A 16429-nucleotide genomic window follows, 5' to 3' on the forward strand; every position below is an offset into this window, starting at 1 on the left:
TTTGAGTTGTTTACATGAGTTATTTTGAAGCCTTTATTTTGGCTCTGATTCAGGGGCTGACAGAGTTTTTGCCTATTTCAAGCTCTGCCCATTTGATCCTGCCTTCCGCTATTTTAGGATGGGAAGACCAAGGTCTAGCCTTTGATGTTGCTGTTCACGTCGGTACATTAATGGCTGTCGTGATCTATTTTCGTCATGAAGTAATCACTTTGTTTCAAGCGTTATTTGCTTCGATCTTTAAAGGAGATCGCAGTAAAGAAGCTAAATTGGCTTGGATGATCGTGATTGCGACGATTCCAGCTTGTGTGTTCGGCTTATTGATGAAAGACATCATTGAAGTGTATCTACGTAGCGCTTACGTTATCGCGACTACTACGATCGTATTTGGCCTGTTGCTATGGTGGGTAGACAAAAACGCTAAACTCGTTGCCGATGAATACCAAACGGGTTGGAAGAAAGCTGTATTTATCGGTATTGCTCAAGCCTTAGCGATGATTCCTGGAACTTCACGTTCAGGGGCGACCATCACAGCAGCGCTTTACCTTGGCTTTACTCGAGAAGCGGCTGCGCGCTTTTCATTTTTAATGTCGATCCCAATCATTACATTAGCTGGTAGCTACTTAGGCATGAAGTTAGTGACCAGTGGTGAACCTGTCCATGTTGGTTTCTTAATGACTGGCATTATCACATCGTTTATCAGTGCGTACATCTGTATCCACTTCTTCTTGAAGATGATTTCACGCATGGGCATGACACCGTTTGTGATTTACCGTCTGATTTTGGGCATCGGTTTGTTCGCTTTTCTATTAAGTTCATAATTGATGTTAACGAAAAACGCCCGCGAAATCCGCGGGCGTTTTTGTTTGTTCGTTACTTCTTAAGTGCTGCTTTCACTGCTTCAATACGTCGTTTTTCTTGCTCGTCACGAATCGCAGGGCCTTTAAAGCCCTCTTTGATTATGATTTGAACGTCAACTGCCGCTGCTGCTTGGTAGGCTTGCCTAAAAATATCCGCCTGTGGATATGGTTGCGTTTCCAGTCCTTTACGACCAGCGTGATCCGCTTGGCAGCAAAGCAAGATATCTTGCAGACGTTCGGACTTACGCCACACATCGAGCTTATTGAGTATTTTAATTATGGTTTGTGGTTTAAGTTCAGCCGCGCGATGAATATTGGAGTGCTGTTCGCACACCATCAAGGCTAAATCACGAAACTCATTTGGTACCCGGACACGTTCGCACAGCTTTTTGATCAGTTTTAATCCTGTATGGCAATGCATTTTGTGGCTTGGCCATTCGCTCTCTGGCGTCACGCCCTTACCCAAGTCATGCACTTGGGCGGCAAACCTGACGGGGAGTGAGTTACTCAATTTTGCGGCTTGCTCTGCCACCATCAAAGTATGGATGCCAGTATCGATTTCTGGATGCCACTTCTCAGGTTGAGGTACGCCAAATAGTGCATCAATTTCAGGTAACACCACGGTTAATGCACCACAGTCTCGTAGAACCGATAAGAAAATATCAGGGCGAGGAGTAGAGAGAGATTTATGCCATTCTTGCCAAACACGCTCGGGAGTCAGTGTGCTCAGCTCTCCGGACTCTGCCATGTGACGCATTAACCGCATGGTTTCGTCGGCAACCGTAAAGTTTAGATCAGCAAGCTTCGCTGCGAAGCGAGCGACACGTAAAACGCGTAGAGGGTCTTCAATAAAGGCGTCTGATACATGGCGTAGCAGTTTATCGTTGAGATCTTGCTGGCCACCATATGGGTCATGGATCGTGCCATCACTCTCCATTGCCATCGCGTTAATGGTTAAATCACGACGTATCAAATCTTCTTCTAAGGTGACGTTTTGATCGAAGAAACATTCAAAACCAGTGTAACCAGAACCTGACTTTCTCTCTGTTCGTGCAAGGGCATATTCTTCTTTACTTTTGGGATGCAGAAATACAGGAAAGTCTTTACCAACGGCGGTGTATCCTTGGGACAGCATCATCTCGGGCGTCGAGCCTACGACCACCCAGTCGTTGTCATAACTATCAATTCCGAGCAATTTATCTCGAACTGCGCCACCTACTAAATAAACTTGCACGAATTACCTCTTAATTTATGGATATGCCGTTGGACATTGTAGCAAGCAATGGTACTTTTCTTTACTCCTAAGAATAGAAGAAGAGCGTTTATACCATGTCTGACTATTCCCAGGTGGTTTTTTAGCTGGAGAGCCTAATGTATAAGGACTTTTTTGGGTTTGTCGAACAACCATTTTCGATTGTTCCAAACTCACGTTATTTGTATTTAAGCCAACGTCACAAAGAGGCAATCACACATCTCCAAGCTGGGCTAGGCGATGGCGGTGGCTTTGCTATGCTTACTGGCGAAGTAGGTACAGGCAAAACGACCGTCGCAAAAGCGATGCTGGCGAATTTGGGTGATAACACCAAAGCGGGTCTTATTCTCAATCCCACGTTTTCGAGTAGAGACTTGCTCGAAGCCATTTGCGATGAGTTCAAAATCACCTATCCGCCAGATGCAAACCTCAAACAGCTAAACCAGGTTATCCATCAATATTTGCTGCGTAATTATCGTTCAGGCTGGCAGACATTGCTGGTCATTGATGAGGCTCAACACCTTGCTGCCGACGTTCTAGAGCAGTTGCGCTTGTTGACCAACTTGGAAACCGATACCAGAAAATTGCTCAAAGTGTTGTTGGTCGGGCAGCCTGAATTGCAGCGGTTATTACAAACAACACAACTACGCCAACTTGCCCAGCGTATTACCGGGCGTTATCACCTGTTGCCGTTGGATGAAAAAGAGACAGAAGATTACATCGCATTTCGACTACATACAGCAGGTGGCGACCAGCAACTGTTTAATCGTGCTTCTTGTAAACTTATAGCCAAATACAGTCACGGTATACCGCGGCTCATCAACCTTATCTGTGACAAATCCCTCAACATTAGTTATCACCAGGGTAATGTGGTGGTGGATAAGCAAACCGTTCAGCAGGCCTGTGAAGAGGTGATGCAGTTTCAGGCAGATATTTATCAGCAAGATAAAAAAGAGCGCCGGACTTTCCGTTGGCCTGCTTGGGGCTCTGTCACGGTAGGCCTTATTGCTGCATTAAGTACGGGGTGGGCGGTCGTGAATTATATGCCAGCTCAAGCGACGTCAGTGTTGACACAAGTGACGGAGCCAAGAGTAGAGCCAACACCAACCGTCGTCAGCCAACAGTTAACTGATGAGCAGCGTGATTTATTGTTAACACAAAAACAGTCGAACCTCGCTGTAAATGATTTGTATCGTTTGTGGGGATATCAAGCATCGGTTCGCGATAATCTTTGTTTGTCAGAACCGCAGTCGACTATGCGTTGTGAGCGTAAAATGGCGACTTGGCCGCTGTTGATGCAACAAAATCGCCCTGTGATCTTGGAGTTGAATTATCAAGGTGATGTTGGGTATGTCATTCTATATGCCGTCGGTAATGACCAAGCTGAAGTGCTCAATGGTAAGCAGCGTCTTCGTCTGCCAGTTTCGTGGCTAAAGCCGTTGTGGCAGGGCAATATTATCGAACTGTGGCATGCTCCGCTGAATGAAACATTACGTTTAGACATGGAAGGCCCTGCGATTGAAGTATTAGACCGATTATTAGCAGAAGCGGTGAGTGAGCCACTGCTTGAAACGTCTATTTTTGATGGTGCGATGAAAGAGCGAGTCGAATTATTTCAACGTTGGCAAGGAATTGGTGTCGATGGTATTGCAGGTAAGCGAACGCTAGACCGACTTCAGCAAAATGTTCAGCCAGATGCGCCTCAACTGGCGAGAATCGAGAAGGAGGACGCATAATGTCAGCTGTGAAACATATAGGTCTGTTCTTGCTGCCAATCACTGCTTCTGCTATCGGAGTCGCTTGGTACTTAGATCTCTTTGCACCGAGTGTTGAAGTAGATACAACGTCCCCGATAGAAAAGGTCGAAGTGGTATCACCTTTCAAAGTATTGGACTATCCAGAGAACACCCAGTTGGCCCAATTGCCAAGAGAGTGGCCAAGTGCAGAGCTATCGCGTGATTTTGGTACATTTACCACCCCCGATGAATACACGAGCCATACACCAAGCAGAGATGAAACACGCAACTCAGCATCAACCCAAACGACTTCTGCTGCTGAAGAGGACCTCGGGTTGTCTTTGGATGATCTGGATTTATCCTCATTATCTCCTGATTTAGCTAGGAAGGTCGAAAATGCCTTATCCCGAGATGATGACAATTCGTCATCACAAACGGCACGCGTGAACGATTTAGAGCGCAACGCTCACCAGTGGCAAGGGCGTCTACCTGCGCTTAATTTGCAAACCCATATGTACGCTAGTGATGAAAATCGCCGTTGGGTGAAAATTAACAATGTTGAGTATCATCAAGGGGATGTCGTTGATGATCAGGTCACTCTAAGAGAAATACAACCGCAAGCGGTGATTGTTGAGTTCCAAGGTGAGCAAATTCGTATACCAGCGTTGTATGAGTGGAAAGGGTAACTCTTGTAGAAACACATCAAGCCAGCGAAATCATATCGCTGGCTTTTTATTTTTCAGAGCATCTTTTGCATCTATTCTGGTGATGATTTTTAGATACTCAAACAAGCAAAATATAGCTTTTCTCAGTCGTTTAAATAGCACCAATATCATTCATCTATTGATAGCGCGATTCCAGTCAGCGTTGTGTAAAAAGACACCATCTTCACGAACTTCGGAGTAATGACTTGGTCCACGTTAGACCCCATCACATAATAGGAGTCTAAACAGAGACACATGCGTATTCTGATTTTTTCTTTAAGTATTGTTGCATCGACAAGCTATGCAGCAAAGCCAGACCCATTCCCAGTTACACCAGATAGTCGCGGGCAAGATTTCATGGTCAGTGCGACGAATCCTTACGTGAGCAGTACCGGTTACTCAATATTGAAAGAAGGCGGTAACGCTGTTGATGCTATGGTCGCGATGCAGATGGTGATGTCTGTCGTTGAGCCAGATATGACCGGAATTGGCGGCGGGACTTTCGCGCTGTTTTATCAACATGACGAGAAAAAATTTCTGGCCCTTGATGGTCGAGATGAAGCGCCCTCTAGCGCGAACCCTGAAATGTTTGTTGAGAATGGGGAAGTACTCAGTCGCAACGAAATATTAGGCCCTCGTTCTGTTGCGGTTCCGGGCACGTTGCGGTTGCTTTACACCACTCATGAACAATACGGCAAGTTGCCATGGGCAGAGCTGATTAAGCCGGCGATTACATTGGCGAGCAATGGGTACGCGATGAACAGCTACACCTACGACATCGTAGTAAGAGAGCAAAGCCGACTTGAGCAAGATCCGGAAGTGAAAGCCTTGTATTGGCAAGGGGATGATATTAAGCCGACGGGAACCTTGATGAAGAACCCTAAGATGGCTGAGACGCTGAGGAAGATCGCGCAACAAGGCGATAGTTACCTTTATGGTGGTGAGCTTGGTCAGCACATCGTAGAGACGGTTAATAGTCGTATTGATGACCAACACGAGAAGTTGTCTTTAGAAGATTTTAAACATTACCAAGTGAAGCAGCGTGACATCATTGAGAGCGACTACCGTGGGAATAAAATCGTCTCTTTTGGTTACCCAGCTTCGGGTGGTGTGATGGTCGCTCAGAGTCTTGAACTGCTTGCACCCTATGACATTGCCCATATGGCGAAAACGGATGTGGAACCTTGGCGTCTCATGACTGAAGCGATGCGAATTGCAAAAGCCGATCGTATTGCGTATGCCGGAGATCCGGATTATGTGGAAGCGCCAGTTGAACAGTTGTTGTCTAAAGCCTATCTAGATCAGAGACGTGATTTAATCCCCGATAATGGCACTTCAGAAGAGGATCCAAAAGCAGGACAGATAACGCAAACTCAGTATGCGCAATATCAAGGCTTCGAGAGCAAAGATACAGGGCATATTTCTATCGTAGATAGAGATGGAAATGCAATTGCGATGACCAGTACGGTAGGAACGGGTATGGGCTCGGGTGTGATGGTCGATGGCGTTATCTTGAACGCGCAGATGGCTAACTTCTCACCTCAGCCAACGGTTAACGGCAAGCCTACGCAAAACTCAATTGAAGCGGGCAAGCGTCCACGTTCGGCTATTACGCCATTAATGGTGATGGACAGTGATGATAACTTGCGTTTGGTGGTTGGGTCACCAGGTAGTTCACAAATCCCGGGGTATGTACTCAAAACCGTGGTTGGGGTGCTGGATTGGAATTTATCAGCGCAAGAGGCTATTGACTTACCAAACATCCAGTATGGCACTAAGATAGACCGCACCAAGTCTTATGACCCGACTGGTTTGCTGGTGGAAAAGAAAACGTTCGCAGAAATGTTGGTGCCTGAGTTTATGGAGCTTGGCTACCCAGTGCACGTTATTCCAGTGGTAAGCGGTTTGAATGCAATTGAGCTAAAAGATGGCAAGCTTTATGGCGCAACGGATCGTCGTCGAGCCTCTAGTTCAATGGGGGAGTAGTACTCACTTCTGTCAAACGAAGCAAACTAAAAAGCCAGTCAATATCGACTGGCTTTTGCGTTCTTTTTAAAGATAAAAGCGTAAGGGTTTATGCCCAACCCGCAGGAGAGCGCTTTCTACGAGGCATGACATGCGGAAGAATCAAACCAAATAGTAAACCTAAACCTGCAACACCGCCGCCATAAGTGAAGTACTTAAGCAGCATGTCATCTTTTTGTGTATCCAGTTTTGCGCGTAGCTCGCGGTTTTCTGTTTCAACAGAAGTAAGCTGATCGCTGATCTCAGAGTATTTATTTTCTAGATCTGAAATTTGTTGGTTACGTGTTTCGAGAGAGGTAACAAGACCGGCTTTCTCTGCATCAGAAGTTTGACGAGCATTAGCAAGCTGCTCTTTTACTTCGGCTAGCTCTTTCTCAATGCGAGGAAGGCGAATTGCCATGCTCTCTTGGTTTGTCACAAACTTGCTTTGTACCCAACCAGTGCGACCACGGTCATCACGAACTTGCGTGTAGCCGGTATCTCGGTTGGTTTTAATCAGTTGTACTTTAGAACCGGCGTTAACACTACCGATAATACGGTAGGTGTTATTTGGACCTGAGTGCATAAAAGTGAAGAGGTCATCAGAAATATAACGGTCTGCTGCTAGGGCCGCTGGCGCTGCTAGCAAAGTAAACAAAACCGTGATGATTAGTTTTTTCACAGTAAATCCCTTAACGATTTTTCTTGGAGACAGCGTTGGCACCGAATGATTGGAGCCGGAAATAGACGAATAGTATGCAGTTTCAAACCTCGGTGCAACAAAGAAGGGAGGCAAAGCCTCCCTTTCTGTGCGTTTGAGTCAATAATGACAAAGCGCTTACATTCTATTGACGAGTGTCTTAAGCGAACATCGCTTGAAGTCCGTAGAAGAACACTACGGCCAATAACGCACCCGCTGGTAGTGTAACGATCCATGATGCCACGATGTTACGAACTACGCCTAGGTTCAGTGCTGCGATACCACGAGCAAAGCCAACACCGAGAACCGCACCAACCAATGTTTGAGTGGTTGAAATTGGCAGGCCTGTACCAGACGCTAGAACTACCGTACATGCGGTTGCTAGCTGTGCTGCAAAACCGCGGCTAGGCGTTAGCTCGGTGATGCCTGTACCAACGGTTGCCATTACTTTGTGACCCAGTGTCGCAAGACCGACCACGATACCAATACCACCAAGAGGTAGAATCCACCAAGCGATGGTGCTTTTCGTGCTGATTTCGCCCATGTGTTCAACAGTCGATACGACAGCAGACAGTGGACCAATGGCGTTTGCAACGTCGTTTGAACCGTGTGCAAATGCCATCGCACAAGCGGTGATAACCATCAGAACGCTGAAGATACCTTCCACGCCAGAAAAGCTGCGGTCCTCTTCGCGATTAGCGAATTTTTTCTGGATGTATACGTAGCCGCCAATCATCACAAGTGCTGAAACTGCTGCTGCCCACATCCAGGCTTCACCATTGGTCAGGTGAAGACCAACGTGTTTTAGACCTTTTTTGATGGTTACAAGTGCAATCACCATTGTTGTGATGAACATGTAAACAGGTACAAAACGTTTCGCGTTAAACAGAGGGTTCTCTGTATCAAAAATCAGGCGTTGTGCGCTGACAAAGATAACGTAAGCAAAGAAACCTGAAATCACTGGCGTAATAATCCAGCTACCAACAATGCCTTGAACGCTGCCCCAGTCAACCGCTTCAGTACCTACTGATACGCATGCAAAACCAATGATTGCACCGATGATTGAGTGAGTCGTTGATACTGGCCAGCCCATGTAAGAAGCAAGAAGCAGCCATGTACCTGCTGCTAAAAGCGCAGACATCATGCCGTAGACAAGAACATCTGGTTGACTAGCAAATAAAGAAGTTTCGATTACACCTTTACGGATAGTGTCGGTTACTTCACCGCCTGCAAGGTAAGCACCTGCAAATTCGAAGATCATCGCAATGATGATAGCTTGTTTTACAGTTAGCGCTTTTGAACCTACAGATGTACCCATCGCATTAGCAACGTCGTTCGCGCCAATACCAATCGCCATCATGAAACCAAAAATCGCTGCAACAATAATCAGGACAGTGCCGTAGTTCGCAAGGATATCCATCGTAATACCTAGTTGTTTTATAACAAGCGGAACAAAATTTTACGCGCGCCAAACCATAAGACGATGAAAATAGTCATCGTCCCTATGACACGTGTTAATTATGCTCTTCGTTATGTCGTTAACTTTATGTTTTAAGATCGAGATAGCATGACTTCCAAACGAGCACCTACGCGCTGCGCTTGGTCGGCAATACCACCTACCCATTCAAGAATCTTGTACAGGAACATGACATCGATAGGGTTCATGTCAGCTTCAATCACCATCAACTGTTGGCGAAGTTCAATCTGCATGGCATCGGTATCATCTTCGATAACGTCTAATTGATGAATCATTTCAGCGACGAGCGTCACTTCACGGCCTTTGAAGCCGGTTTCTAGCAATTCATCAAGTTCATTGATTACCTTTTGCGCCTGATCGGCAGCATCAAGACAACGTTGAACGTAAGCGAGGAAGTTTGGTTGGAGAGCCTCAGGGATGACAAGTTGACGACCATATACACGGCCAGCAATGTCTTTTGCCAGGTTTGCAAGTTTGTCCTGTTGAGTCAAAAGCTCAAGCATGTCAGTACGGTCGACTGGCATGAACAAACCGCGAGGCAGTTTTAGACGGATTTCACGTTTCAGCACATCCGCTTCTTTCTCTAGGTGAGAAATTTGTGCACGGATTTCTGCTGCTTTTTCCCAATCACCCTTTGAAGATACTTCAAAGAATTTCACCAAGTGTGAACAACATTCGTTGACACACACAACGTGGCGTTGCAAAGGCTTAATTGGGGACTTTGCAAATAACCCCATAATTGTATTTACTGGCATGGTCATTCAACCTAATAACTATAACCTTAAAAAAACATACACCATTTCTGAGTGCTTGGCGAAATGTTGAACGATGGCTATAAAGGCGCGCATGGTAACGCATTAAATCGCTCATTAAAACTGTTTTAGATCATCAATCCGGCGATATTTCTCTCTTGCCGTGTGAGAAATTACGCAATATCCTGTTTCTATCTGCTTTGAAAGGTATAGCTATGGAAACCGAAATAGAACTGAAGTTTTTTGTTTCTCCTGAATTTTCAGAAACTTTAAAAGAAAAAATTTCTGAGACAAAAGTACTTCAGCATAGTTGTCGTGACTTGGGTAACACCTATTTTGATACTGCCGATAAATGGCTCAGAAAGCACGACATTGGTTTAAGAATTCGCCGTTTTGATGATGTATTCGTCCAAACCGTAAAGACAGCAGGACGCGTCGTCGCAGGCTTACATCAAAGACCAGAATACAATGCTGAGCACACTAGCGACGAGCCTAATCTGTCGCTTCATCCTCTAGATATTTGGCCTCCAGGTAAAGATGCAGAAACGCTGCAATCCGAGCTTATGCCATTATTCTCGACCAACTTCACACGTGAACAATGGCTGATTGGCATGCCCGATGGCAGTCAGATTGAAGTTGCCTTTGACCAAGGCTTAGTTGTAGCCAAAGGTGAAGACGAAGAAGAGAAGCAAGAGCCGATTTGCGAAGTTGAACTGGAACTTAAGTCTGGCCAAACCGAAGCTTTATTCACGCTGGCACGCAGCTTTTGCGAGCAAGGCGGTATGCGTTTGGGTAACTTGAGCAAAGCGGCGAAAGGTTATCGACTTGCAAGCGGTTATGCGGGTGATGAAGTAAAATCATTGGCACTTGTGGACAGTAGTCCGACGGATACCGTTGAATTTTGCTTGATCAACTCTTTAGAGCACGCTTTGTCTCATTGGCATTATCACGAGCAAATTTATGCTGAGCGTGACAGCGTGGAAGCACTGCGTGAAATCAGTAATGCCATTCGTTTCATTCGTCAAACATTGACTATTTTTGGCGGGATTGTCCCTCGTCGCGCGAGTGCGATTCTGCGCCAAGAGCTTAAATGGTTGGAAGAAGAACTGAGTTGGTTAGATGAGCATGCACACCTTGAAGAGCTCTTAGATGACAAAGGCAATGTGCTGCGTAAGTTGGATGCGCGTAAGTTCTTAGTATCTGAGCTGACTCAGCAGTTACAAGAGTTGCCAAGCCGTGAAGAAGTGCTAGGGTTGCTCAATTCCGCGCGTTACACAGGGTTACTGCTGGATCTAAGCCGCTGGATCTTAGCACGCGGTTGGCAGCCATTTCTTGATGAAAAAGCACGTGAAAAAATGGCAAGTAACATCATGCCGTTTTCAGTTACTCAGCTCGATCGCACTTGGGCTGAGCTAATGGAAGCTTTCCCAGCAGAGCGCGATCTGACGGCGCAAGAGTACGTTGATCAGCGTTATCGCTTATTGCGTAACCTCTATACTGGTATTGGTTTCGCGAGTTTGTATAACTCGGATGAGCGTAACAGCTTCCGTTTACCATGGGCGGATCTGGTGCATGGTATCGATGATCTGCTAATGCTGAACCACTTGCTCCCGTTGGTTGATATGCTGGAAGACGCAGAAAAAGAGCAGTTAGAACGCTGGTTGCACCGTCAAGAGCGCTCAATTTTGCATGCAATGGATCAAACCCGAGCGATCAGTGTGGAAGTACAGCCTTATTGGCGTGAATGATCGTTCTGGTGGTAACGACAAAAAAATAGGACCGCATGGTCCTATTTTTTTGTCTCTGTTTTACGTTGTTGTAGCTCTTTTTCCATGAAATCGAGTCGTTCTAGTATTTGCGCTTGTTGGGTTAGGAGCTGCTCGAGCATACGTTCTTTATTGATTGAACTGTGCGTCTGTTGTTTCGTTGGAGCAGTAAGGATAGAGGTGATAAGACCCGAGATCATACCAAAGATACCCACCCCGCAAACAATGATGATGACAGCCAAAAACTTTCCTATGGAGGTCACAGGATAATGATCGCCGTAACCAACCGTTGAGATCGTTACAAATACCCACCACAAAGCATCGGCGCCAGTGCGAATATTCGCTTCTGGGTTTTTCGCTTCGATAAACAGCATTGCACTAGAACCGAGCGTTATGAGGATAACCATCAATAGCAGTATAGAGGCGACCGTAGTTTCGCGGCGGTTTTCTTTGAGCTGATGCAAAATGAACTTTGACGAACGCAGTACTAATACCACTCGCATAATATGAAAAATACGAGCAAAGCGCAGGGGCTCTATCAATGGGATGCTCGCCACGAAATCTATCCAATGACGTTTAAGGAATAACCAGCGATCTGTGGACCGGATCAAATCAATGGTGAGCTGTAGTAGAAAAATACTACAGATTATGAAATCCAGACCGATAAGAACTTGACGGGTTTCGTGATCGATCGGGAAAAACAACAAGCCAGAGATCACAAATAGTGCCATAAAAGACAATATTAGTGACAACAGGCCCATCGGTCGTGTGCTGTCTTTGATATCATTGTTTTTCATACGAAGCTCAAAATAAATCGCGTAACCACGCAAAGCGCGAACATAACTATAAGTAATATAAAGATTATAGATAAAGACTATATAAGACTCGGTGGAGAACTGACAATGGAAAAGCTGGCATTTAAGCCATGGGAAAGGGTCATATCCGACATTCGACTGGTGCCTAAAATGGTCATGTTGATGGTCTTCAGTACTGTCCTGATCGTGGCAAAACAACTGTGGGACGCAAACACTTTTTACGACTCACTTTTAGCGGCGACACAAAACGCGCAAGTTGCCCAACAGCATTATGAAGCATACTTAACGCAAGTTGCTTGGCAAACCGCCTTATTGATAGTGGTTTTTGTCGTGCTCTTATTAGCGGCGGCTAGAGTGATGTTGCGTCAAACACAGTATCTGAGCGACGCGATCAAACTGATGGCGAGCAAGAACCTCTCTGTTCCATTTGGTATGGATTGTAAAGATGAATACGGAGACGTGGCACGTGAATTAGAAAAGACACGTCGACAATTGCACGATGTGATTCAAATGCAAATTAATGCGTCTGATGAATTATCAACGCTCACCGAAGTAATGACACTGAGCATGTCGGAAACGAAGGAATCGGCGCAAGAAGAGTTTAACGAAATTGATCAACTTGCTACGGCGATGAGTGAAATGTCGTCGACGGTCCAAACGGTTGCGGAACATGCCCAGACGGCATCTTCTCTAACAGAGCAAGCTTCCGCACAAGCAATTTCTGGTCAGCAGTTCTTGCAAAGTACAATGGCGAAAATGAGTGAACTTTCGTCGGATATCGCTTCATCGGCACAAGCGGTTAACCAAGTTGAAGAACGTGTTGAAGCCATTGGTAGCGTTGTGGGGACGATTCAAGGCATTTCTGAGCAAACCAACCTGCTTGCACTGAATGCGGCGATTGAAGCGGCGCGAGCTGGCGAGGCTGGGCGGGGTTTTGCTGTGGTTGCAGATGAAGTTCGTAACCTTGCCCAACGCACACAACAAGCGACGGTAGAAATTCAAGAGATGATCGCACAGCTGCAAACCAGTGCTGAATCTGCGGTAGAACTCATGGAAAAAAGCGTTGTAGAAGCGGCAGATGGAAACGAGCTGGTTTCTAATGCTGGATCTGAGCTCGATGGTATTGTTGGGCAAGTGACGCAAATCAATGACATGAACTTCCAGATCGCGACGGCGTCTGGTCAGCAAAGCAGTGTTGCAGAAGAGATGAGCCAAAACCTCACCAATGTACGTGAGTTGGTTGAAGCCTCAGTTGTTGTTGTTACCGAGCTGCTAGAAACCTCTGAAATGATGCAAAATAATGCAGGTGAGCTAGACAAGAAGATCAAATCTTTCCAAGTTTAATATTCGATCCCGAACTTTTGATAAAACGCCCACAAACCTTTTGTGGGCGTTTTTATTTGCTTTCAGTCTGGTATAAAGAATGAGTTACCGTGCTTTTCAAACAAGGAAGAAAAATGCAGCTGCCTTCGCCACTGATTTCTATCGCTGAATCTGCCGTACAAAACGCCCAAGACGCAGGTTATTTTCCCCTTTGGCCCGATGAGGTTGCGCAGCAATTTCGTTATGTGGCGGGCTTAAGCCAATTTATAACCGAAGCCATTCATCGCGATGAAGTCCTAGCCCGTGAGTTGCCAAGTATGTTAGCGCTGCCAAGTCGTCAGGAGTCTTACCGCTCACGTCTTGCTGAACTGTTGGAACAATGTCCTGATGAGATGTCTGGTCATCGCGTGTTGCGTCAGTTTCGCAACCGAGAAATGGTGTACATTGCGTGGAAGGATTTCACGCATGCATGGTCTCTAGAGACGTCTTTAAGCCACTTATCTGAGTTGGCAGAAGCGATGATTTTTGAAACCTATCAATGGCAATATCAAGTGTGTTGTCAGGAGTGGGGCACGCCAACAAGTGAGGACGGTGAAGTGCAGCCGATGTTAATTATCGGCATGGGGAAACTGGGTGGTGGCGAGCTAAACTTTTCTTCCGATATTGATCTAATTTTCACGTACCCAGAGAATGGCGAAACCCAAGGCGCACGCCGAAGCATTGCCAATGCCCAGTTCTTTACTCGTCTTGGTCAACGCATCATCAAAGCGCTCGACCAACAAACCTTCGATGGTTTTTGCTACCGCGTCGACATGCGACTTCGCCCATTTGGAGAAAGTGGCCCCTTGGTAATGAGCTATGCCGCACTTGAAGATTATTACCAAGAACAGGGGCGAGATTGGGAACGTTACGCGATGATCAAAGCTCGGGTGATGGGATGTGAGATGTACCCGCAGTATCAAGAGCTACGCCAAATGCTGCGCCCTTTTGTTTTTCGTCGTTATATTGATTTCAGTGCGATTCAATCTTTGCGACGAATGAAGTCGATGATCAGTAGCGAGGTTCGCCGCCGAGGGTTGAATAACAACATTAAGCTAGGTGCGGGTGGCATCCGAGAAATTGAATTTATCGCTCAAGTTTTTCAATTGATTCGAGGTGGTCGAGAGCCTTCTTTGCGTAATCGAGGGCTATTGGAAACACTGCAAGGCATTGAAGAACTGGCATTGCTTACTCCACAAGAAGTCAGCGATCTAGAAGCCGCATACAAGTACTTGCGTCAATTAGAAAACTTGTTGCAAGCAATGGCGGATAAGCAAACCCAGACACTGCCTGATTGCGAAACCGAACGCTTAAAGCTCGCCACTGCGATGAAAATGAGCTGTTGGGAGCAATTAATTGAGCAAACCCAGCAGCATATGGCAAATGTTCACCAAGTTTTTGAATCACTAATTGGTGATGATGAAGAAGACGAGGGGACTACCGTTGCTCGTCATTTTCATGAGCTATGGGATATGGCCGACAAACAAGACGTTCTTGAGCATATCTTGCAGCAGGATATTCAGATTGAAGACTTTGCTTCATGCGCGAAAACCATCATCAACTTTAAAACCGATCTGGCCAAAAAAACGTTAGGCCCACGTGGACGCGAAGTGCTCAATCGTTTGATGCCGAAAGTGTTTGATGCGGTCTTTGCCCATCCTGATGCACAGTTTGGTTTATCTCGTGTACTTCACTTGCTACACAACACCTGCACTCGCACAACTTACTTGGAATTATTGGATGAGCATCCAGCGGCTCTGGTGCAGCTCGTACGTTTGTGTACCGCAAGCCCAATGATTTCAGAGCAGCTGTCTCGTTATCCTATCTTGCTTGATGAGTTGATCGATCCTGCGCAGCTATACAATCCCATTCCATTAGACAGTTACCGTACAGAGCTGCGTGATTATTTGGCGCGTATTCCTGAAGATGATATGGAACAGCAAATGGAAGCGTTGCGTCAGTTTAAGCAAATTTGTATTTTGCGTATTGCAGCGGCAGATATTGCTGGCGCATTGCCAGTGATGAAAGTGAGTGACCATTTAACTTATTTAGCGGAAGCTATCGTGGATGCGGTGATCAGTCAGGCTTGGTTGCAAGTGTCTGAAAAGTACGGCGAGCCAACGCATGTGAAAGATCGTGAAGGTAAAGGCTTTGCTGTAATTGGTTATGGTAAAGTCGGAGGGTGGGAGCTCGGCTATAACTCCGATTTGGATATTGTCTTCATGCATGACTGCCCAGTCAATGTCTACACTGACGGCAAAAAAGAGATTGATGGTCGTCAGTTCTACCTTCGTTTAGCACAGCGTATCATTCATATTTTCTCCACTCGCACCGCTTCCGGTATTTTATACGAGGTCGATACCCGATTGCGTCCGTCCGGTGCATCGGGTTTGTTGGTTAGCCCAACGGACGCGTTCGACGACTATCAACATCAAGACGCGTGGACATGGGAGCATCAAGCACTTGTCCGCGCGCGCATGATTTATGGTGATGAACCACTGGCGATTGCATTTCACAATACGCGGCATGATGTGTTGTGCAAAGCACGCGATCAAGCTGAACTGAAAAAAGACGTTGTCGAAATGAGAGAAAAAATGCGCGGTCATCTTGGGGGGAAAAAGCCAGGCCGCTTTATGCTCAAGCAAGATGTAGGTGGGATTACCGATATCGAATTTCTCGCTCAGTACCTAGTGCTCAACTATAGTCACGATAAGCCGAAATTGACGCGTTGGTGTGATAATGTGCGCATCTTTGAAACGCTCATTGCGCAAAATGTCATGGACGAAGACCAAGCAATGCAGTTGATACGTGCTTACACGACAATGCGCAACGAAATACACCGCCGAAATCTACTCAATTTAGACGCTGATGTGGTGGAAGATAAGTTTGTTGCCGAAAGGGAGTGGGTAAAACAGGCTTGGAATCAGTGGTTCAGTTAAGACCATATATTTAGCCTCGATAAGGGCTGTGATAAACTCACTTCGATTTAATTTTTGGAGACCAA

The 16429-nt window shown here is 46.0% G+C and carries 12 protein-coding genes; 7 read left to right on the top strand and 5 right to left on the bottom strand.

Annotation, left to right across the window (positions count from 1 at the left end):
• The first annotated feature begins 14 nt into the window (after positions 1 to 14).
• Positions 15 to 818, top strand: a complete 804-nt coding sequence (locus IJ23_RS08910; protein WP_033906080.1) for an undecaprenyl-diphosphate phosphatase — start codon at positions 15 to 17, stop codon at positions 816 to 818.
• 52 nt (positions 819 to 870) lie between these two features.
• Here IJ23_RS08910 and IJ23_RS08915 read toward each other — a convergent pair whose 3' ends face one another.
• A complete protein-coding gene (locus IJ23_RS08915) occupies positions 871 to 2091 on the bottom strand; it encodes a multifunctional CCA addition/repair protein (protein WP_033906081.1) in 1221 nt (406 codons plus the stop codon).
• A gap of 137 nt (positions 2092 to 2228) precedes the next feature.
• On the opposite strand from IJ23_RS08915, the gene IJ23_RS08920 reads away from it, so the two are divergent.
• The 3 genes from IJ23_RS08920 (at position 2229) to ggt (ending at position 6535) form a co-directional block, all read left to right on the top strand.
• Entirely contained in the window at positions 2229 to 3845 is a 1617-nt protein-coding gene (locus IJ23_RS08920) for an ExeA family protein (protein WP_033906082.1), read from the top strand.
• The gene (locus tag IJ23_RS08925) at positions 3845 to 4531 is read left to right on the top strand and encodes a general secretion pathway protein GspB (protein WP_005387437.1); all 687 of its coding nucleotides are present in this window, start codon (positions 3845 to 3847) and stop codon (positions 4529 to 4531) included. Before IJ23_RS08920 ends, IJ23_RS08925 begins: the two co-directional genes overlap by 1 nt.
• Before the next feature lie 273 nt (positions 4532 to 4804).
• Entirely contained in the window at positions 4805 to 6535 is a 1731-nt protein-coding gene (ggt, locus tag IJ23_RS08930) for a gamma-glutamyltransferase (protein WP_033906083.1), read from the top strand.
• A gap of 88 nt (positions 6536 to 6623) precedes the next feature.
• Here the strand turns inward: ggt and IJ23_RS08935 are convergent, their stop codons facing one another.
• The 3 genes from IJ23_RS08935 to IJ23_RS08945 all read right to left on the bottom strand — a co-directional run bounded on the left by IJ23_RS08935 (position 6624) and on the right by IJ23_RS08945 (position 9485).
• Entirely contained in the window at positions 6624 to 7235 is a 612-nt protein-coding gene (locus tag IJ23_RS08935) for a TIGR04211 family SH3 domain-containing protein (RefSeq protein WP_005379900.1), read from the bottom strand.
• 178 nt (positions 7236 to 7413) lie between these two features.
• Entirely contained in the window at positions 7414 to 8673 is a 1260-nt protein-coding gene (locus tag IJ23_RS08940; protein WP_005379898.1) for an inorganic phosphate transporter, read from the bottom strand.
• Positions 8674 to 8804: 131 nt separating this feature from the next.
• Positions 8805 to 9485, bottom strand: a complete 681-nt coding sequence (locus tag IJ23_RS08945) for a TIGR00153 family protein (RefSeq protein ID WP_005379896.1) — start codon at positions 9483 to 9485, stop codon at positions 8805 to 8807.
• A 212-nt stretch (positions 9486 to 9697) separates the two neighbouring features.
• Between IJ23_RS08945 and IJ23_RS08950 the strand changes: the two genes are divergently transcribed.
• On the top strand, positions 9698 to 11230 hold the full coding sequence (locus IJ23_RS08950; protein ID WP_005379894.1) for a CYTH and CHAD domain-containing protein: 1533 nt from the start codon (positions 9698 to 9700) through the stop codon (positions 11228 to 11230).
• Positions 11231 to 11271: 41 nt separating this feature from the next.
• On the opposite strand, the gene IJ23_RS08955 is transcribed toward IJ23_RS08950, so the two are convergent.
• A complete protein-coding gene (locus IJ23_RS08955) occupies positions 11272 to 12045 on the bottom strand; it encodes a potassium channel family protein (RefSeq protein ID WP_025768395.1) in 774 nt (257 codons plus the stop codon).
• Between the two features lie 105 nt (positions 12046 to 12150).
• Between IJ23_RS08955 and IJ23_RS08960 the strand changes: the two genes are divergently transcribed.
• Entirely contained in the window at positions 12151 to 13407 is a 1257-nt protein-coding gene (locus tag IJ23_RS08960; RefSeq protein WP_005379890.1) for a methyl-accepting chemotaxis protein, read from the top strand.
• Positions 13408 to 13520: 113 nt separating this feature from the next.
• Positions 13521 to 16364, top strand: coding sequence for a bifunctional [glutamate--ammonia ligase]-adenylyl-L-tyrosine phosphorylase/[glutamate--ammonia-ligase] adenylyltransferase (gene glnE, locus IJ23_RS08965; RefSeq protein ID WP_033906084.1), 2844 nt, complete (start codon positions 13521 to 13523; stop codon positions 16362 to 16364).
• Positions 16365 to 16429: the final 65 nt, after the last annotated feature.

Source organism: Vibrio sp. OY15, assembly GCF_000742455.1.
GTDB classification, from domain to species: domain Bacteria; phylum Pseudomonadota; class Gammaproteobacteria; order Enterobacterales; family Vibrionaceae; genus Vibrio; species Vibrio alginolyticus.